This is a genomic window from Humibacter soli, assembly GCF_054779035.1.
In genome coordinates, this window is sequence record NZ_BAAGYX010000001.1 from 1666908 (window position 1) to 1687015 (window position 20108).

Below are 20108 nucleotides of genomic sequence, written 5' to 3' on the forward strand. Positions count from 1 at the left end.
CGGCGGCCACGCTGCCGAGGAGGGGTGCGCCGCGCTCAGCGCACCCCGCGCTCGCGGAGTGCCGCCTCATAGAGCGCACGACGTGAGAGGCCGGTGGCCGCGGCGACGGACGCGCAGGCATCCTTGAGACTCTCGCCGGTGCCGGTGAGGAGAAGCACCTCCTGAACGGCGGTGCCGAGGTCGACGGTGCGCGGCTGGGCGCCGGCGACCACGACGACGATCTCGCCGCGCACGCCCTCTGCGGCCCATGCCGCCAGCTCTCGTGCCGTGCCGCGCTTGACCTCCTCGTGCAGCTTCGTGAGCTCACGGCACACCACGACCCGGCGGGATGCCCCCAGCGCGTGCGCGATCGCGGCGAGTGAATCCGCAAGCCGGTTCGGTGACTCGAAGAACACCATCGTTCGCCGCTCGTCGGCCAGCGCGCCCAACGTGGATGCCCGCTCTCCGGCCTTGCGCGGCAGGAACCCCTCGAACGTGAAGCGGTCGGTCGGCAGCCCGGAGACGGCGAGCGCCATGAGCACGGCACTCGGGCCGGGGAGCGCCGTCACCGTGACACCGGCCTCGATCGCGGCGACCACCAGGTGGTATCCGGGGTCGGAGACCGTCGGCATGCCGGCATCCGACAGCACGAGCAGGTCGGCGTCGTGGGCCTGCTCCACCAGCTCCGCCGAACGCTCCCGTTCGTTGTGGTCGTGCATGGCGACCAGACGCGGCCGGTTCTCCACGCCGAGGGCCTGCAGAAGCCTGCTCGCGACACGGGTGTCCTCAGCCGCGATCACCGAGGCCGTCTCGAGTGCCTCAACGAGCCGTCGAGAGGCGTCGCCCAGATTTCCGATAGGCGTCGCCGCGAGGATGATCACGTGTCCAGTCATAGCATTGCCGTCGTGACTGCCGACCGACGGACCACCGGCGAGCGTGCCACGTGGCACCACGAGCCCACAGGGACACGCCTCGACAGATGGTTCGCCAGGGTCGTCAACACGCCGGCGAAGCTGCGCTGGTACAACTGGGGACTGCCCGTCCTGGTCACGCTGATCGCAGCCGTGGCCCGGTTGTGGGCGCTGGCCGACCCGCACGCTCTCGTGTTCGACGAGACGTTCTACGTGAAGGACGCCTGGACCATCCTGCACAAGGGCTGGGAGGCGGCCTGGCCCGCGAACATCGACACGAAGTTCGCCGACGGCGATGTGAACTCCTACACGAACGATCCGGAGTTCATCGCGCACCCGCCGTTCGGCAAGTGGATGATCGCGGTCGGGCTTGCGATCTTCGGCGCCCAGAATACGGTGGGCTGGCGCATCAGCACCGCGGTCGTCGGCATTCTCGCGGTCGTCGTGCTGATGGTGATCGCGAAGATGCTGTTCCGCTCGACGATGATCGCCGCGCTCGCCGGCTTCATCATGGCGGTCGACGGCAACGCCATCGTGATGAGTCGCGTCGCCATCCTCGACAACTCGGTGATGTTCCTGGCATTGCTCGCCTTCCTGTGCGTGCTCCTGGATCGGTCGTGGCGCGAGAGACGGCTCGCGGCGTGGATCGCCGCCAGGGAAGCCGACGGGCTCAGGATCGGCTGGGGGCCGTGGCTGTGGTGGCGTCCGTGGCTCATCGTCGCGGGCATCCTGCTCGGGCTCGACGCCGGTGTGAAGTGGACCGGGTTCTACTTTCTCGCCTTCTTCGCGGTGTACGTGCTGCTGGTGGACGTTCTGGGGAGACGTCGGTCGGGCATCCAACTGTGGCCGGAGGGTGGCATCGTCAAAGGCGGCATCGTCACGTTCGTGCTGATGGTGCCGCTCGCCTTCGCGACCTACATCGCGACGTGGAGCGGATGGCTCCTGAACCGCGGCGGCTATTACCGCGACTACGTGCAGACGACGCCGAGCGCGCGAGCCACCGGCCTGCTGTCGTGGGTGCCCGACTGGGCTCAGAACCTGTGGAAGTACCAGCAGGAGATGTACGGGTACTCGATCAACCTGCACACCCCGCACCCGTATCAGTCCAACCCGCTGACGTGGCTGCTGCAGCTGCGGCCGACGAGCATGTACTACGTCGGCACGAAGTACGGCGTCGACGGATGCACGGCGCCGGGCGGCTGCGCCTCTGCGATCACCGACCTCGGCAACCCGATCATCTGGTGGGCGGGCACCGCGGCCGTCATCTACCTGATCTACCGGCTGATCAGGTATCGGGACTGGCGCTACGGCCTCATCCTCACCGGCCTCGCCGCCGGCTACCTGCCCTGGATGCTCTACGCAGGCCGCACCATCTTCACCTTCTACTCGATCGCCTTCGCGCCCTATGTGTTCCTCGCGCTCGCTGCGGTGTTCGCCCTCATCGTGGGCAAACCGACGGATGACACCTATCGGCGCACACGAGGCCTCAGCCTGCTCGCGGTGTTCGTCGTCGTGATCACGGCCGTCTCCGTGTTCTTCTACCCGATCTGGACGGGTATGCAGATTCCGTTCTGGTTCTGGCAGATCCACATGTGGCTGCCGAACGTGTCGACGGGGATCGGGACCTTGGGCTGGATTTGAGTTCGGCTTCCCCGGTCACGCCGCGCCCGTCAAGCCGTGTCGGATGTCGGGCGTGCGTGATACTCCGGAAGCATGACGCGACGAGAACTCCCCGGAAGCCATCGTGAGGCCGTCCCAGCGGCCACCCCGACAGCACCGCTCGGCGACGACGAACAGGTCGAGGCGACACTGGTGCTCCGCCGGCGAGAGCCGGTTCCCGACGAGGTGCTGCAGAACCCGATACCTCGCGACGAGTTCGTGCGGCGATACGGGGCGGATCCGGCGGATGTCGACGCCGTCGTCGCAGAAGCGCGCGCGGCCGGCGCCGAGGTGCTGAGCGTCGATCCGGGCGAGCGACGCATCCGCATCAGGGCCACGGCGAGCGTGGTGCGAGAACTGTTCGGGGCCGACCTGCAGAACGTCTCGCACGAGCATGCCGACGGTGCGACATCCACGTTCCGACAGCGCACCGGGTCGCTGAGCGTGCCGGAGAGCATGCACGAGCGTGTGGTCGCCGTGCTCGGGCTAGATGACCGCCCGCAGGCCACGGCTCACTTCGTGGCCGTGCCCGGCGCCTCCGCCGCCGTGAGCTACACGCCGGTGCAGGTGGGGGCCGTCTACGACTTCCCGGCGGGCACCGACGGCTCGGGCCGCACCATCGCCATCATCGAGCTCGGGGGCGGATTCGACCAGGCCGACCTCGACGCCTACTTCGGCGAGATCGGTGTGCCGACTCCGACCGTGAAGGCCGTCGGAGTGGATGGCGCGCAGAACGTCCCGGGAGGCGACCCGAACGGAGCGGACGGCGAGGTACTGCTCGACATCGAGGTGATCGGCGCACTCGCCCCGGCCGCGAACATCCTGGTGTACTTCGCACCCAACACCGACGCAGGCTTCGTCGACGCGGTGACGCAGGCCGCCCATGCCGAGCCGACGCCCGACGCGATGAGCATCAGCTGGGGCGAGAGCGAAGACGCCTGGACCGCCCAGGCGCGCTCCGCGTTCGACGACGCGCTCGTCGACGCCGCCGCACTCGGGGTGACCGTCACGGCGGCGGCAGGAGACGACGGCAGCTCGGACCGGGTCACCGACGGCAATCCGCACGTCGACTTCCCGGCCTCCAGCCCGCACATCCTGGCCTGCGGGGGAACCAGTCTGAAAGCGGACACCTCGACCGGAAAGGTCACCTCGGAGACGGTCTGGAACGACGGTGTGGGCCGTGGTGCCACGGGTGGCGGAGTGAGCGACGCCTTCCCGATCCCCTCGTGGCAGGCGGCAGTGGGTGTGCCGGCGACCGCATCCGGTTTCGATGGCCGCGGTGTGCCCGACGTCGCGGGCGACGCCGATCCGCAGACCGGCTATCAGGTTCGCGTCGATGGAACCGACACGGTGATCGGAGGCACCAGCGCTGTCGCTCCGCTCTGGGCGGCACTCGCGGCTCGTCTCGTGGAGGCCACCGGCAAGCGCATCGGACTGCTGCAGCTCACGATGTACCCGCAAGCGACCAATACGGCGACCGCCCCCGGCTTTCGCGACATCGTCACCGGCAACAACGGCGTCTACCGGGCGCGGGCGGGATGGGATGCCTGCACCGGCCTCGGCGTCCCGGACGGCGACGCGCTCCTCGCCGCGCTGCGCGGCGAGGCCCCCGCGAGTTGAGGAGCTCGCGTCGCAGCCGCGCGCGTCTCGAAACCCCCGCCGCGACGCAGTGTTACGCGGTCGTCAGCGACACTGTGTGACACTCCGTTACGGTAGCCGGGTGGCAGACCGCGAATTCGGCTTTCGCACGCGTGCGATCCATGCCGGCAACATCCCCGATCAGGTGACCGGAGCCAGGGCGCTCCCGATCTATCAGTCGAGCGCCTTCGTGTTCGATGACACGGCGGATGCCGCAGCGCGCTTCGCGCTGCAGAAGTACGGCAACATCTACTCCCGCCTGGCCAACCCGACTGTCGCCAGCTTCGAGGAGCGCGTCGCAAGCCTCGAGGGCGGACTCGGTGCGGTGGCGTCGGCGTCCGGTTTGTCCGCGCAGTACATCACGTTCGCCTCCCTCGCTGGGGCGGGCGATCACATCGTCGCCTCCGCGAACCTGTACGGCGGGTCGATCACCCAGCTCGACGTCGCGCTGCGGCGATTCGGTGTCGACACCACGTTCATCCAGAGTTCGGATCCTGCCGACTACGCGGCAGCCATCACCGACAGGACGAAGCTGCTCTTCGCGGAGACGATCGCGAACCCGTCGGGCGAGATCGCCGACATCGCTGGCCTCGCCGACGTTGCGCACGCTGCGGGCATCCCGCTCATCATCGACTCCACGATCGCGACCCCGTATCTGAACCGGCCGATCGAGTGGGGCGCCGACGTGGTCATCCACTCTGCGACCAAGTTCCTCGGCGGACACGGCACCACCCTCGGCGGTGTCGTCGTCGAGAGCGGACGCTTCGACTGGAACTCCGACCGCTTCCCGCTCTTCAGCCAGCCCGTTCCCACCTACGGCGACCTGCAGTGGTCCGGCAACTTCGGCGAGTACGCGTTCCTCACCAGGCTGCGCGCCGAGCAGCTTCGCGACATCGGCCCGGTGCTCGCGCCGCACTCCGCGTTCCTGCTCGCGCAGGGCGTCGAGACGCTGCCGTTCCGCATGCAGGCGCACGTGGACAACGCCCGCGCCGTCGCGCAGTGGCTCGAGGCCGACCCGCGCATCGAGGCGGTGCACTGGGCGGGTCTGGAGTCTCACCCGCACTTCGAGCGCGCGAAGAAGTATCTGCCGAAGGGTCCGAGCTCGGTGTTCACGTTCGAGGTCGCCGGCGGTCGCTCGGTCGGACAGAAGCTCATCGAGTCGGTCGACCTGGCGAGCCACCTCGCCAACATCGGGGATGCGAAGACGCTGATCATCCACCCGGCGTCCACGACGCACGCCCAGCTCACCGAGCAGCAGCTCATCGACGCAGGCGTTCTGCCCGGCTCGGTGCGCCTCTCGGTCGGCATCGAGGACCCGGAAGACATCATCTACGACCTCGACCAGGCGCTGGCCGCGGCCACGAAGGAGGACTGATGAGCACAGTCACCGACATCACAAGCACGGATGTCGCACCGGCCGCCGACGACGAGGCCATCGTGCAGCTCGCCAATGGCCTCACCTGCGGTGTGCCCGCGGACTCACCGCTCGCGAAGCTTCTGCGCTCGCAGCGCACCTGGAACGGACCGGACGCCAAGCAGCGCCTCAAGCTGCTGCGCGCCGCCAAGTCGGTTGCGATCGTCGGGGCGTCCCCCAATCCGGCCCGCTCGAGCTACTTCGTCGGAACCTATCTGCAGCAGTCCAGCGATTACCGGGTGTACTTCGTGAACCCGAACGCGGAGACGATCCTCGGCCAGCCCGCCTACAAGTCGCTCGCCGACCTGCCCGAGGTGCCGGACATCGTCGACGTGTTCCGGCGAGGCAGCGACATCCCTCAGGTCATCGACGAGGTCGTGGCCATCGGCGCGCCGACCATCTGGGTACAGCTCGGAATCTGGAATCAGGATGCGGCCTACTACGGCGAGGAGAAGGGCCTCAACGTGGTGATGGACCGCTGCATCAAGATCGAGCACGCCCGCTTCCACGGCGGCCTCCACCTGCTCGGCTTCGACACGGGAGTCATCTCCGCTCGCAAGACCGTGCGCTGAGCCCCACCGCCCTGCACCGCCACTACCCGCCGGGCCGCTGAGCCCCACCACCCGCCGCGCACGACCCCGCGCCGACTCACCGCCGCGTAGCGCGAGCCATCACCCTGCCCTCCAGCCATCTCCCTGCCCTCCAGCCACCACCCTGCCGCCGAGCCACCACCGAACCCGCGCGGATAAGTGGGTGGCTCGACGCGAAGTGGGTGGCTCGACGCGAAGTGGGTGGCTCGACGCGAAGTGGGTGGCTCGCCGTCAGTCCCAGTCCAGGATGACCGGCGCGTTCGGGTCAATGGTGCGCAGCGTGTACGGCATGGGGAACCCGACCGTGTACTCCAGCAGCGGAATGTCGATCGCACCCCAGTCATCCCGTTTGACGCGGATGACGTCGGTCGACACCTCGGTGATGCGAACCCGTAGCCAGCGTCCGTCGTCGAGCAGCAGCTCGTAGGGATCGGCGAGGTATCCGATGCCGAGCCCGTCGAGCGTCTCCTCGGCCTCCAGCCAGTCGACGGCATCCGTGCGCTCCCTGCCCAGAAGGTCGATCACCACGAAGCCGTCGCCCTCCGCGCGCATCCAACCGAGCAGCTCGCGGTCGTGACGGCGATGTTCGATCCAGTCGTTCGGCACGGGCATCCGTCGACCCTACAGTCATCAATCACCGCCCGAACTTCGGAGATTCACCGCGACACGCCGGTGAACGGGCGCGACACGCCGGCCAGACCGGCGGATCTCCGAAGTTCAGCAGCGCAGAGGTGGGGATAGTCGCGCGCGGTTGGGGGTGATGGCCCGGGTCGGGATGATGGCCCGGGTCGGGATGATGGCCCGGGTCGGGATGATGGCCCGGGTCGGGATGATGGCCCGGGTCGGGATGATGGCCCGGGTCGGGATGACGGCCCGGGTCGGGATGACGGCCCGGGTCGGGATGACGGCCCGGGTCGGGATGACGGCCCGGGTCGGGATGACGGCCCTGGTCGGGATGATGGCCAGGGTGGGGTGATGGCGGGAGGGGGCGGGCCACGGCGGGGCGGTGACGCCGGCGCGGCATACGACGGTGGCTAGACTCGGCACGGTGACCGGGGCGAGCGTGCGCACGACCGCGCATCGGGTGGGGGTGCTCGGTCCGATCGTGGTGGAGTCGCCGTCCGGTGAGGCCGTCGAGCCCGGCGGAGCGACGGCGAAGGCGCTCATCGCCGCCCTCGTGCTCGCCCGCGGACCTCTGTCGGTGCGCGGCATCGTCGACGACCTCTGGCAGGACAACCCGCCCCGCAACGAGAAGGCCGCACTCCAGACCTTGGTGTCCAGGGTGCGTGCGACCGCCGCGGACGGCCTCATCGTGTCGACGCCGGGCGGATACTCGCTGGGCATCGCGACAGATCACACCGACCTGGGCGCGGCCACTGCGGAACGCGATGCGGCGAGGGCCGCACTGGAGCGCGGCGACTCGCAGGGGGCCGATGCCCGGGCATCCGCCGGTCTCGCCCTCTGGCGCGGCGAGGCGGGGGTCGACCTCGGCGAGAGCGAGCTCGCCGAACGGCTCGGGTCGGCGGCAGCCGAACTGCGCTCGAGTCTCACCGTACTGAGGGCCCACGCCCGCGTCACGACCGGCGACACCTTCGGAGCGCTCTCCGATCTCGGCCCGCTGATCGAAGCCTCCCCGCTGGACGAAGACCTCGAGCTGCTCCGCTTGCGCGCGATCGCGGCCGGCGGCAGGCGCAACGACGCCATCAGGGAGTTCGGCGAATTCCGTGAGCGGATGCGCGACGAGCTCGGCACCGATCCCTCCGCAGATCTGGTCGCGTTCAATGCCGAGTTGCTGCGAGCGCCCGACGTGGATGCCCCACCATCGCGCACCGTACGCATCGGTCTGCGCACAGCACCCAACGAGCTGGTCGGCCGCGAGCGCGACTTAGATGCGGTCGAGGCGATCATGCGTGCATCGCGCCTCACGACCATCCTCGGCGCGGGCGGACTGGGCAAGACACGTCTCGCGCAAGAGCTCGCTGCGCGCGCCACCGAACGGATGCCCGGCGTGGTCGTCGTCGAGCTCGCCAGCGTGCGCGCCGGCGACGACGTTCCGCTCGCGCTGGCATCCACCCTCGGCATTCGGGAGTACACAGGCACCCGGCTCTCGCTGAGCGATCCAGCCGTACGGGTCGACGTGCGGGGACGCATCCTCGCCGCACTCTCCGAGCGGCCGACGCTTCTCGTGATGGACAACTGCGAGCACCTCATCGACGCGGCAGCAGAGTGGATCGCCGACATCCTCGCCTCGACCGTCGACGTGCGTGTGCTGGCCACGAGCCGCTCGCCACTGATGATCTCGGCGGAGCAGGTCTACCAGCTCGAGCCGCTGGCTTCACTTGCCGGCGACGACACTCACCCAGGGCCGGCGGTCACGCTCTTCATGGAGCGTGCACGCGCCGCGCGGCCGTCCGTCGTGCTGCCTGTCGATGCGATCGAGCGACTGTGCGAGCGCCTCGACGGCCTCCCGCTCGCCATCGAGCTCGCCGCTGCACGGGTGCGCACGATGTCGGTCGAGGAGATCGAACGCCGCATCGTCAACAGGTTCGTGCTGCTGCGCGGCGGCGATCGCGCGGCACCGGAGCGCCATCGCACCCTGCTCGCCGTCATCGACTGGAGCTGGAACCTGCTCACCGACTCCGAGCAGCGCACCCTGCGCAGGCTCTCCCCCTTCGTGGACGGGTTCGGCGCCGATGCAGCTGAGGCGGTCGCCGGAGCCGACGACACCGAGGCCGATCTCGAAGGCCTGGTCAACCAGTCCCTCCTGACCGCGGCAGAGAGCCGGCTGACCGGACGCGTGCGCTACCGCATGCTCGAGACGGTGCGCGAGTTCGGCGACCAGCGGCTTCACGAGGCGGGCGAACAGGATGACGTCGCAGCGCGCATCCGAGCGTGGGCAGACGCCGCCGGCCTCACGGCCCTCGACCTCACGTACGGCCCCGACCAGTTGGAGACGTTCCACCGGGTCGAAGAGGAACAGGACAACCTCGTTTCCGCGATGCGCGACGCCATCGCCGTGCGCGACGCCGCCACCGCAGCGAGCGTGTATGCCGCTCTCGGCATGCACTGGACGCTCCGTGGGGCGCACTCGGAGGTGCTGGGGTTCGCTCCTGCGGTGCTCGACCTGATCGGCAGGATGGAACCCGACGAGCGGCACATCGACTCAGCCATGGTGTCGCTCGCTCTGATCGGCGGAACCTCCCTCGTCTCCGACACGTACAGCGGGATCAGGGCCCTGGTGAGGGTGCGCAAGCTGCGGGAGCGATCAACGCCCCGGCATCCTCAGCTCGACGCGATGGTCTCCGTGCTGCTCACCATGCCGGATCTCGCCGCAGCCACCACGACCGTGGAGCGCCTGCGACGAAGCGACGATCCCGCGATCGCGTCGTTCGCCAACCTCATCTCTGCGCAGCTCGCCGAGAACGCGGGCGAGGTCGACGAAGGGCTGAGGTTCGCGTCGGTCGCGTACACCAAGGCCGAGCTCGCACAGGATGCCTGGACCGTCGGCACCGCAGCCCAGGCGATGGCCCAGTTCCACAGCGAGCGCGGTGACGCGGCCGAGGCGCTCGAGTGGGCCGAGCGGGCCCGCCCCAACCTCAGCGCGTTGAGCGCGAGCGAGGATCTGCGCCAGCTGGACTGGCTGAAGGCGATCAGCGAGGTCTCGCTCGGACGACTCGATTCAGCGCGGACGACCTTCGAGTCGCTGACACGGCTTCAGGGCGACGCCGAGAGCTTCGACTGGCGCGACCTTCAAGCGATCGGATACGCCGGACTGGCCGAGATCGCCGCCAAGCAGGACGACCAGAGCGAGTCGGAGCGGCTCTACGCCATCGCGGAGCAGGTGTGGGGCGATCCGCCAGGCGGGTTTGCCCCGTGGTACTACGGAGCCGGTGCCGGACTGCTCGTCGCGTCGGTGCGCGCTGGGCACGTGAATGATCCGCGCAACCTCCGCGTCGCTCGGCGCATCCGCAGCAGGCTGTTGCGCGACCACCGGGTCAGGGCTGGCATGATCGACAGGCCGATCACGGGCATCGCAGCGATCGGGCTCGCCGTCTGGCTGCTCGCACCCGAGCGGGAGGGGGCGGATGACGCACAGCGCGTCATCGCGATGGAGTTACTGGCACTCGGTCGGGGTATCCGCGCCAGGCAGGACTTCCCGTCGCTGAGCTGGCGGCGTGCGGCCGACGAGCTGGGGAATCGTGACGAGCTGGGCGATCGCGTTCAGCCGGGTGACGGCGTGGCGCTGGACTTCGACACTGCATGGGCAGGGGTGGAAGCCTTGTCACTCGTCGAACGCACGGAGCGACTGCACGTGGTCATCCGCACGCTGCGCGACGCCGTGGCCTGACGCGACATCGCGTGACCTGACGAGGCGAGTTACGACTGCGTCGCAGCCGTTGCCGCGGCGGCCGCCTCGTCTTCGTCGTGGTATTTCGCAAGCAGTTCTTTCTCACGCGCGAACTTCGGGAACGCGAAGAACACCAGAACACCGCCGAGGACCACGGCGATGCATCCCGCGAGGTATGCCCAGTCCTGTCCCTGCTCGAACGACTCGCGCGCGGCCTTGATGATGGCTGTCGAGTACTGCGGGTACTGCTGAGCGATGTTCTCGGCGCCCGCGAACGACTGGGTCAGCTGGGCCTGAACCGACGACGTGATCTGGTCTTTGTTCGGGGCGGTGCTGATCAGGTTGGTGGCAGCGGACGCGTATCCGGCAGTGAGGAGGGCACCGAGGATGGACTGCATGATCGCGCCACCGAGGTCGCGCTGCAGGTCGGCGGTCCCTGACGCCATGCCGGCGCGACGCACCGGAACGGCTCCGGTGAGCGATCGGGACGCCGGAGTGCCCGCCAGCCCGACCCCCGCACCGACGAACGCGTAGCCGAGTCCCACGGCCCAGTAGCCGACGTTCGACGTCCAGAGGATCAGCATCGTGAGGAAGCCGAGCAGCACCGCCGTGTACCCGAGCAGCAGAGTGAAGCGCGCGCCTCGGGCCTCGACGAGCTTCGCGGAGCGCGGCGCGAGCAGAACCATGAAGATCGCGGCGGGCAGGATGGCGAAGCCCGACTCGAGCGTCGAGTAGCCGAGCACGTTCTGCAGGTACTGCTGACCGACGAACATCGCGCCCATCAGGGAGCCGAACACGATGATGCCGGCGCACGCGGCGACCCAGAAGATCGGCCGCGCCGCCACCTTGAGGTCGTACAGCGGGTTCTTCGCGAGGCGCTGGCGGATGACGAAGGCGATCAGGGCGGCGACGCCGATGATGGTCAGGCCGAGCACGAGCGTGCCGGAGTCCGGCACGGCCGCGAAGTTGATGGCAAGGATGATGCCGCCGACCACGAGCACGGAGAGGATGCCGCCGAGGTTGTCGACCCGGTCGCTGGACTCGTTCACATGGCTCGGCACCAGTCTGATGATGAGCGGAACCGCGACGACGATCAGGGGAAGCGTCACGAGGAACACCGATCCCCAGTGGAAGAACTCGAGCAGGATGCCCGACAGCAACGGTCCGAGCGCGGAGATCGCGCCACCGGTGGCGGACCACAGCGCGATCGACCTGGTGCGCTTCGCCCCCGACCAGAGTGCGGTGATGAGCGCCAGCGTCGTCGGGTATGCCATGCCGGCTGCGAGCCCGCCGATGATGCGAGCGACGATGAGCACGTCGACGTTCCACGCGAACGCCGCCAGCAGGCACGCGGGCAGCGACAGCAGCACGCCGATCAGCAGCATCATCTTGCGTCCGTAGCGGTCGCCGACTGCTCCGAGCCAGAGCACTGATGCCGCGAGTCCCAGCGAGTAGCCGACGGCGACGAGGTTGAGCTCGGTCTGCGAGGCGTCGAAGGACTTGCCGATGTCGGGGAGGGCGACGTTGGCGACCGAGAGCGGCAGGTTGGCCACCGCGGCCACGAGGATGAGTGTCGCCAGAATGCCGCCGGCTTTCGCCGGCGCGTCCGTCGTGGTCGTCATGGAAGGCTCCCCCTTGCATGCGCGGCACTTTCGCGCGGTGTCAGTATGGCAGGGGGAGGTTGCCCCGACACCACCCATTTTCAGTGAACCGGAGCGAGTTTCCGCTGATCGCCGGTGGGAGCGCTAGGCGGTCGTATCCATTGCCCGGTCGTGCAGGTGGGCGCCGCCGCGGTAGCGGGCGCCGAAGTGCGACTCGGGCAGTCGCGCGTTCCCCGGGCCGAACAGCCGTTCGCGCAACGTGCCGCTGCGCTCGCCCTCTGCGGGCATCCGTCCTCGACGCCGCAGCTCAGGGATGACCAGCTCGGCGAAATCCCGCGCCGTGTCGAACGTGTGGTACTGGCGAAGGTTGATGCCGTCGAGTCCGTCCTCGTCGAGCCAGCGCTCGATCTCGTCCGCGACCGTTTTCACGTCGCCGACCACCAGGAAGCGGTCGTTGCGGTTGCCCGCGATGAAGTCCAGCGCTTCGCCCACCGTCTTGTCCATGGGCAGGAACGGCACCTTCTCAGCGGGGAACGCGGCGCGCTCCAGCGCCTCTGCGACCGTGATGTCACGCGGGAACGCCGTGAGATCCACCGGCAGGCTGCTGTGCGCGAGAATGCCGTCGAGGCTGGCGTTCTCGCGGTACAGCCGCCACTTGTCCTCGGCCTCCTCCTGCGTGCGACCGACGATGACGCCCGCCATCGCGATGAACTTCACCGCGTCATCCGTTCGTCCGTTGCGCACGGCTGCCGCCCTCATCCCGTCGGCGTTCCGACGGAAGTCCGCACTGGTGCGTCCGCCCGTGAAGACGACCTCGGCGTGCTTGCCCGCGAACTCGATGCCGGCGGGCGACCCGGTCGCCTGGAAGAGCACGGGCGTGCGCTGCAGCGAGGGATGCACGAGGTGGGGTCCGGCGACGCGGTACCGCTCCCCCACGTGGTCGATGTACCGCACCTTCGTCGGATCGCTGAAGACCTTGGCCTCGCGATCGGCGACGACGGCGCCGTCATCCCACGATCCCTCCCACAGCTTGTAGAGCACGTCGAGGTACTCGTCGGCGTAGCGGTAGCGGTCGTCGTGCGGGATCTCGCCCTCGAGGCCGAAGTTGCGGGCGGCGTTCGGCAGGTACGACGTGACGACGTTCCAGCCGACGCGGCCTTTCGTCAGGTGGTCGAGAGTCGACATGCGCCTGGCGAACGCGAACGGCGGCTCGTAGCTGGTCGAGAACGTGACGCCGAAGCCGAGTCGCTCGGTGACCGCCGCCATGGCGGGAATGAGCAGCAGCGGGTCGAGATTGGGGATCTGCAGTCCCTCGCGCAGAGCCGTCTCCGGCCCGTCGCGGAAGACGTCGTACGCACCGACCACGTCGGCGAGGAAGATGCCGTCGAATCCGCCGTGCTCTGCCAGCTGAGCCAGCTCCAGCCAGTAGTCGAGGTCGGCGAAGCGCTCCCGGTTGTTGCCGGGCAGCGGCCAGAGACCGTGCGTGATGTGGCTCACGCAGGCCATCTCGAAGAGGTTGACGAAGAGCTGTCTCGGCTCGGGCATGCGACTCCTGCTGTCGAAGGTTCGCCCTCCATCCTGCACGCAGTGCCGGATGTGCGTGTCAGGACCGCGTGCCGATCAGGCCCGCTGCGCAGGGACCGGCTCGCGCACCATCACCTCGTCGACGATGCTCCACGCGGTCTCGATCGGCACATCCGGGATCGAGTACCTGTGCCGCCCTGCGGCGGTCGTCGCGATGAGTGTCGCCAGCCCTGCGCGACGCTGGAACAGGGAGCGCCGCACGGTGAAGCCGATGATTCCCGAGGTCTCGAGCACGACGCGTTTGCGGCTCAACGACCCGGATCGAGCGATGAGCAGCCCGGGCATCAGCCCGTGCCCGAGCCCGCGCCACCTGTCCTCGGCCAGCAGCATCGCGGCAGGGACGATCAGGGCGAACGCGATCCAGACGAGCGGGCCGACGTAGCCGAGCAGCTGCAACACGAGGGCGATCACGGCGATCAGCACGACGCCGGTCGTCGCACGCGTGTATCGCCTGCGGTGTGCGCGCGGCCCGTGCGGGGTGAGCTCGCACGTGAGCGGAGTCTCGTCGCCCAGCACAGCCGTTGCGACGCGCATCGCGTCGTCGCGCGGTCCGGCCGGTTCGATCACCATGATACCGGCGCGCTCTCGGCCGAGCCCTGTCATGATCGCGTGAGCAGACGCCCCGCGCACCGCCCTCAGCGACAGCGGCTCCCCCAGGCTGACGCCCCGAAGGCGCCGCTCGTCGAGTGTGACCTGGCGCGTGCGCAGCAAACCGTGGCTGACGTGCAGCGTCGTGGCATCCGACCGCCAGATCGCGAAGCCGCTGAACGCCAGCACGTAGCGCACCAGGGCGATGATCGACGCGGCGACGACGAGCACGAAGGCACCGCCGATGATCGCCTCGAGAAGCGGGATGCGCGACACGGTGTGGATCGAGTCGCGCACGACCTGCAGCCTCAGCAGCAGGCCGCCATCGAAGAACTGCAGCTCGAGCACGAAGAACGCTGCGACGAAGAGGGATGCCACCCCGGTGAGTGTGAACGGGGCGTATCGTGCCCACGACCAGCGCCACCCGCTGAAATTCCGCCCGGCCGCCTCAGCCGGGCCTTCGTCGTCCGCGATCACCCGACCGCCGAGACGGCGGTCGGCGCTGGCGTCGCGGGGGAGGCCAGAAATGGCCTCCCCTCCTAGCTCCAGCGCCCGCAGCAGTTCCGAACGCAGAGCCGGCACATCACCTGCGGCGATCCCGTCGAAGTCGAGGCCGTCCTGTCCGTGCGAGGCACTGGTGCCCACCTTCACGACGGCGAGGCCGACCATGCGGTGCAGGAGGGTGGCATCGACGTCGACCGAGCGAACGCGCTCGCGCGGAACCGACAGCATCCTTCGGTTCAAAAGCCCCCGTCTCACCTGCACGTGGGTCGGCGTGATGCGATAGCTCGTCGTGACCCAGCGCAGGATGCCCACCACGACGCCGAGGGCGGACAGCGCGTAGGTCCACCACGGTTCACCGCCGACCGAGCCCGCCACAACGGCGAGCAGCAGGATCGGCAGGTACCTGATGAGCTCGCGTACCGGGTGCACGAGCAGCATGCGGGCGTTCAGGCGGCGCCATGGCGTCGCGTCGTCGTCATGCGCGCCCTCGACCGGCGCCGCGTTCTCCGGCCCCGCCGTCTCCGGTTCGGCCGGCTCGGCGGCCAGCGGGTCGCTCACGTCGCATCGCCCTTGGTCTGCTGGGCGACGGCCGCGAGGGTGGCGACGACGTCGCGCGCCACCGCGTCGTCGAGCGCGTGGATGCTGAGAGCCCCGGCCGACGACGCGGTGGTGACGGTGACGGTGGTGAGTCCGTAGATGCGGTGAAGGAACCCGCGCCGCGTGTCGACCGTCTGCAGCCTCGCGATCGGCGCGACGCGGGTTTCCTGGGTCAGCCATCCGCTGCGAACGAAGACGGCGTCATCCGTGATCTCCCAGCGGTGAACCCGATAGCGCCACTTCGGCATGATCGAGACGTGCACGACCGCCACCACGAATGTCAGCGCGAGACCGGCGAGGTGCAGAGGCGCGGTCCAGGCGTTCGCGATGAGCATCCACACCAGCTGGAGGCACACGAACACGACCCACCCGACGATGGCGTTCCAGGTCCAGAACGCCACCGCGCGGGTGCTCGGGCGGCCGACAGGGTCGTGGATGATCCGCGAGATGCGCCCTGCCGGCTCGGCGGAGGTCATGATGTCGCTCCTTTGTTGAACGCTGATGTCGACGTTCTACGCCTTGCGCATGTACGCGCGCACCGTGAGCGGCGCGAAGACCGCCACGATGATGGCTGCCCCGAGCAGTGAGATCCACAGATCGGAGCCGACAGTCCCATTGTTAGCGAGATCGCGCACCGCGGTGACGAGATGCGAGATCGGGTTCACGTTCACGAACCACTGGAGGACCGGAGGCAGGCTGTTCACCGGCACGTACGCGTTCGAGAGGAACGTCAAGGGGAACAGGATGAGCATCGAGATGCCCTGAACGCTGGATGCCGTTCGTGCGATCACGCCGAAGAAGGCGAAGATCCAGCTGATCGCCCACGAGCATGCGATGACCAACAGGCCGGAGAGCACCACAGGTCCGATGCCGCCCGCCGGGTGGTAGCCGATGATGTAGCCGACGACGAACGTGACGGTCGTGGCGATCGCATACCGCACGGTGTCGGCCAGGAGCGCTCCGGACAGCGGGGCGATACGGGCGATCGGCAAGGAGCGGAACCTGTCGAACACGCCCTTGTCCATGTCTTCGCGAAGTTGCACGCCTGTGACGACGGAGGTGGTGATGACTGTCTGCACGAGGATGCCGGGGATGAGCGTCGGCAGGTAGTTCTGCACGTTCCCGGCGATCGCGCCACCGAACAGGTAGGCGAACATCAGCGTGAAGATGATCGGCTGCACCGTGACGTCGACGAGCTGTTCCGGCGTGCGACGGATCTTGACGAGGCCGCGATACGCCATCGTGAACGTGTTGCGCACGGTCTGGGCGAGGCTGGTGTAGTTCTTGAGCTTGCGTTCCGACGGCGGCGTGATGCGTGATCGCGTCCCAGCCGGCTGAGTGATGGTGCTCATGCGTTCACCTTTTCCTTCTCGTCGGCGTCCGGCGTCGACTCGTTCTGATCGGCCGCGTCGTGGCCGGTGATGGTGAGGAAGACCTCGTCGAGACTCGGCTTCTGCACGCTCATCTCCGTGAGGTGGATGCCGGCCTCGCGGAACGTCACGAGCAGGTCGGTGACGCGGTCGGGGTCGGCCATCGGGGCCGTGATGCGAGCTGCCTCTGGCGAGAGCGTTCCCCGCACGCCGAGCACCTGCTCGATGGCGCGAAGTGCGTCATCCGTGTCTGCAGGATCTTCGATCCGAAGCTGCAGGGCGGAGGTTCCGACGGATGCCTTCAGCTCGTCGGCTGTGCCCTCGGCCACCACGCGTCCGCGGTCGATCACCGCGATGCGGTCGGCGAGCTGATCCGCTTCGTCGAGGTACTGCGTGGTCAGCAGAATGGTCGATCCGCTGGAGACGAGCTCACGGATGGTGTCCCACATCTGACCGCGGGTGCGCGGGTCGAGACCCGTCGTGGGCTCGTCGAGGAAGATCAGCGGAGGCTGCGCGATGAGCGACGCCGCGAGATCGAGGCGACGGCGCATACCGCCGGAGAACTTCTTGAGTGGACGCTTCGCGGCATCCGTCAGTCCGAAGCGTTCGAGCAGCTCTTCAGCCTTCGCCTTGGACTGGGCACGGCCGAGACCGAGCAGCCGCGAGAAGATGACCAGGTTCTCGGTGGCCGAGAGCGTCTCGTCGACGGAGGCGAACTGCCCGGTGACGCCGATGAGCTGGCGCACGATCTGCGCCTCCTTCATGACGTCGTGGCCGAACACCGCAGCGCTGCCCGCATCGGGCTTGAGCAGGGTGGCGAGCATGTTGATGGTGGTGGTCTTGCCTGCGCCGTTCGGGCCGAGCACGCCGTAGACGCTGCCGGGTCGCACGAGCAGGTCGACGCCGTCGACCGCCCGGTTGCTGCCGAACGTCTTGACGAGACCGTGGGCCTCGATGGCCCAGTCCGCGACCGCGCCGGCGTTGTGCCGTTGTGCGTTCATGACTGAAATCCCTTCGTATGCGATTGCGTGTGAAGTCGTTGATCAGGATGCGAGCAGGCACTTTCGTGCTGCTTACACGGCGCTTACAGGCGCGGTCAGCGAGAACCCCGCGGCAGGTCGCGCTCCGCCGCCAGTCGCTCGCGTTCGACCCTTCCGATCAGGGCATCCCGGTCGACGCCCGCGTACTCGAGCGCGCGAGGGACGGTGCCGACGTTCGCGGTGACGATGCCGTAGAGCACGTCGAGGTCGAAGGTGCGACGGCGACGGCCACGGGCGCCGGCCCCTTGGGAACGTCGCAGCGCCTCCCTGGTCGACGACGCCCATGACGGGCGGCGAAGGTCGGCAGTCGCGGCGAGGAGCTCGGGATCCAGGTCGTGGATGCCCAACACCGCGAGCGCCCGCGTGCGTTCCTCATCCAGCGCCGCATCCAGCGCAGCGTGAGACAGACCGGCGTCGGCGAGGATGGCTGCCGCCGGGCTGTCCTCGAGGCGTGCGAGTGCGAGCAAGAGGTGTTCCGGCCCGACCTCGGACGAGCTGCGGCGAGCAGCCTCCTCCACCGCCGCGGCGACGACGGGACGCAGCGGCTGCGGAATGCGATCGACATCAACGTCCACGACGCCTCCTCAGGTCGATGTCCGCGTCGTCGAGACGCTTGAGGTGCTTCTTGTGCACGGCCTGCCGGGTGACGCCGAGCGCCTCGGCGACCTGACCCCAGCTCCAGCCGTCGCGCAGAGCGTTCTCCACGGCGGCGTCTTCGAGGCGGTCCGCGAGGTCGCGCAGGGCGACGACAGCGGCGAGCCGATCGGCTGCGCCGCCGACTGGCGATGGTATGCGTACTGGATTCACATTAAGCAACCTAGGTTGCTCATCCAATGTAGTCAACTCAAGTTGCCTAATTTCAGGATATCGTCAGGAAGCAACCCGTGTTGCTTATCGCGCGAGCGGTTCTTCCGCGCAGCGCGTTCGCCGGGTCATCCCGCTCTCAGTAGCGTTAAGCCATGCCCCGCACAGCGAACGTCCCGGCTCCCCTGCGCTTCGGCGTCAACTACACGCCGTCGCACGACTGGATGCACTCCTGGCTGTCGCTGAACCCCGACGACGTGCGGCGCGACTTCGCCGACATCGCCGAGCTGGGACTCGACCACGTGCGCCTCTTCCCGCTCTGGACTCTCCTGCAGCCCAACCGCACGTTGATCCGCCAGGCCGCGCTCGACGATGTGCGCGCCGTCGTCGACATCGCCGCGGAGTTCGGCCTCGATGCGAATGTCGACGTCATCCAGGGGCATCTGTCGAGCTTCGACTTCATTCCGTCGTGGCTCTTCACCTGGCACGACCGCAACATGTTCACCGACCCCGAGGTCGTCGCGGCAGAGGCCGATCTCGTGCGCGCCCTCGGCGCTCGGCTGGCCGATGCGCCGAACTTCCTCGGCCTCACCCTCGGCAACGAGGTGAACCAGTTCTCCGACCGCCCGCACCCCTCGCCATGGCCGGCGACGCAGCAGGATGCCGCACGATGGCTCGAGACGCTGCTGGGCGCCGCGCGCGAGGCCGCCCCCGCCGCGCAGCACGTGCACAGCGAGTACGACGCGGTCTGGTACCTCGACGACCATCCGTTCACCCCGGAGCACGCCAGCCGTCTCGGCGCGCTGACCACCGTGCACTCGTGGATCTTCAACGGCACGGCCCAGCGCTACGGCGGACGCTCGACGGCATCCGACCGTCACGCCGAGTACCTGGTCGAGCTGTCACGTGCGTTCCAGTCCTCCCCCGGCGCCTCGCCCGGGCATCCGATCTGGCTGCAGGAGGTCGGTGCGCCGTCCAACTGTCTGCGCGACGAGGAGACGCCGGACTTCCTCGAGGCAACCGTGCGTGCGGTCGCCCGATGCGCCGACCTCTGGGGAGTGACGTGGTGGTGCTCCCACGACGTCGGCCGCGGACTCGCCGACTTCCCCGAGCTCGAGTACTCGCTCGGACTGATCGACCAGCAGCACCGCGTGAAGGCGATCGGGCGCCGGTTCGCCGAGGTCGCGGCAGAGCTGCGCGAGAGCCGTCCGGCGTTCGCGACGCGGTCGACAGGCATCGTCGTCGACGTCGACGAGGCGGGGGTCCCGGTGAGCCGCACCGCGATGAGCCCCGGCGGGGCGATCTTCCAGACCTGGGTCGACCTGTGCGAGTCGGGGGCCGACCCGGCGTTCGTCACCTCGACGGATGCCGCAGATGCGGCTGCACTCGCCGCGCGCGGGATCACCGAGCTCGTGCATCCCGACCTCTCATCGTCCGCCGTCGGTCGCTACGCGTCCGTCAACACCGAGGTCGGCTGAGCC

General features: G+C 68.6%; 17 protein-coding genes. 7 read left to right on the top strand and 10 right to left on the bottom strand.

Features of this window, described 5'->3' with window-relative positions:
* Positions 1–35 precede the first annotated feature (35 nt).
* Positions 36–860: a 16S rRNA (cytidine(1402)-2'-O)-methyltransferase gene (gene rsmI / locus ACYVDN_RS07810; protein ID WP_460572287.1), complete on the bottom strand. Its 825-nt coding sequence runs from the start codon at positions 858–860 to the stop codon at positions 36–38.
* 24 nt (positions 861–884) lie between these two features.
* On the opposite strand from rsmI, the gene ACYVDN_RS07815 reads away from it, so the two are divergent.
* From ACYVDN_RS07815 to ACYVDN_RS07830, 4 genes are all read left to right on the top strand, one after another.
* Positions 885–2531, top strand: coding sequence for a dolichyl-phosphate-mannose--protein mannosyltransferase (locus ACYVDN_RS07815; protein ID WP_460570093.1), 1647 nt, complete (start codon positions 885–887; stop codon positions 2529–2531).
* Between the two features lie 72 nt (positions 2532–2603).
* Entirely contained in the window at positions 2604–4169 is a 1566-nt protein-coding gene (locus tag ACYVDN_RS07820; RefSeq protein ID WP_460570095.1) for a S53 family peptidase, read from the top strand.
* Between the two features lie 100 nt (positions 4170–4269).
* Positions 4270–5562: an O-acetylhomoserine aminocarboxypropyltransferase/cysteine synthase family protein gene (locus tag ACYVDN_RS07825; RefSeq protein WP_460570097.1), complete on the top strand. Its 1293-nt coding sequence runs from the start codon at positions 4270–4272 to the stop codon at positions 5560–5562.
* Entirely contained in the window at positions 5562–6173 is a 612-nt protein-coding gene (locus ACYVDN_RS07830) for a CoA-binding protein (protein ID WP_460570099.1), read from the top strand. The genes ACYVDN_RS07825 and ACYVDN_RS07830 overlap by 1 nt, the downstream gene beginning before the upstream one ends.
* A gap of 249 nt (positions 6174–6422) precedes the next feature.
* Here ACYVDN_RS07830 and ACYVDN_RS07835 read toward each other — a convergent pair whose 3' ends face one another.
* Entirely contained in the window at positions 6423–6803 is a 381-nt protein-coding gene (locus ACYVDN_RS07835; RefSeq protein ID WP_460570101.1) for a hypothetical protein, read from the bottom strand.
* A gap of 148 nt (positions 6804–6951) precedes the next feature.
* Between ACYVDN_RS07835 and ACYVDN_RS07840 the strand changes: the two genes are divergently transcribed.
* Positions 6952–7167, top strand: a complete 216-nt coding sequence (locus ACYVDN_RS07840; RefSeq protein WP_460570103.1) for a hypothetical protein — start codon at positions 6952–6954, stop codon at positions 7165–7167.
* A 72-nt stretch (positions 7168–7239) separates the two neighbouring features.
* Positions 7240–10539: an ATP-binding protein gene (locus ACYVDN_RS07845; protein ID WP_460570105.1), complete on the top strand. Its 3300-nt coding sequence runs from the start codon at positions 7240–7242 to the stop codon at positions 10537–10539.
* Positions 10540–10568: 29 nt separating this feature from the next.
* On the opposite strand, the gene ACYVDN_RS07850 is transcribed toward ACYVDN_RS07845, so the two are convergent.
* The 8 genes from ACYVDN_RS07850 to ACYVDN_RS07885 all read right to left on the bottom strand — a co-directional run bounded on the left by ACYVDN_RS07850 (position 10569) and on the right by ACYVDN_RS07885 (position 18630).
* Entirely contained in the window at positions 10569–12161 is a 1593-nt protein-coding gene (locus tag ACYVDN_RS07850; protein ID WP_460570107.1) for an MFS transporter, read from the bottom strand.
* 123 nt (positions 12162–12284) lie between these two features.
* A complete protein-coding gene (locus ACYVDN_RS07855; RefSeq protein WP_460570109.1) occupies positions 12285–13685 on the bottom strand; it encodes an LLM class oxidoreductase in 1401 nt (466 codons plus the stop codon).
* A 75-nt stretch (positions 13686–13760) separates the two neighbouring features.
* Positions 13761–15374 (bottom strand): PH domain-containing protein, encoded by a 1614-nt coding sequence (locus ACYVDN_RS07860; RefSeq protein ID WP_460570111.1) that lies wholly within the window; start codon positions 15372–15374, stop codon positions 13761–13763.
* Positions 15371–15889 (bottom strand): PH domain-containing protein, encoded by a 519-nt coding sequence (locus ACYVDN_RS07865; RefSeq protein WP_460570113.1) that lies wholly within the window; start codon positions 15887–15889, stop codon positions 15371–15373. Before ACYVDN_RS07865 ends, ACYVDN_RS07860 begins: the two co-directional genes overlap by 4 nt.
* Positions 15890–15925: 36 nt before the next feature.
* The gene (locus tag ACYVDN_RS07870; RefSeq protein ID WP_460570115.1) at positions 15926–16765 is read right to left on the bottom strand and encodes an ABC transporter permease; all 840 of its coding nucleotides are present in this window, start codon (positions 16763–16765) and stop codon (positions 15926–15928) included.
* A complete protein-coding gene (locus tag ACYVDN_RS07875; protein ID WP_460570117.1) occupies positions 16762–17784 on the bottom strand; it encodes a DrrA family ABC transporter ATP-binding protein in 1023 nt (340 codons plus the stop codon). The genes ACYVDN_RS07870 and ACYVDN_RS07875 overlap by 4 nt, the downstream gene beginning before the upstream one ends.
* A gap of 95 nt (positions 17785–17879) precedes the next feature.
* Complete coding sequence (locus tag ACYVDN_RS07880) at positions 17880–18398, bottom strand: Clp protease N-terminal domain-containing protein (protein WP_460570119.1); 519 nt, start codon at positions 18396–18398, stop codon at positions 17880–17882.
* Positions 18388–18630, bottom strand: a complete 243-nt coding sequence (locus ACYVDN_RS07885) for a hypothetical protein (protein ID WP_460570121.1) — start codon at positions 18628–18630, stop codon at positions 18388–18390. Before ACYVDN_RS07885 ends, ACYVDN_RS07880 begins: the two co-directional genes overlap by 11 nt.
* Before the next feature lie 152 nt (positions 18631–18782).
* On the opposite strand from ACYVDN_RS07885, the gene ACYVDN_RS07890 reads away from it, so the two are divergent.
* Positions 18783–20105 (top strand): glycoside hydrolase 5 family protein, encoded by a 1323-nt coding sequence (locus ACYVDN_RS07890; protein WP_460570123.1) that lies wholly within the window; start codon positions 18783–18785, stop codon positions 20103–20105.
* Positions 20106–20108 lie beyond the last annotated feature (3 nt).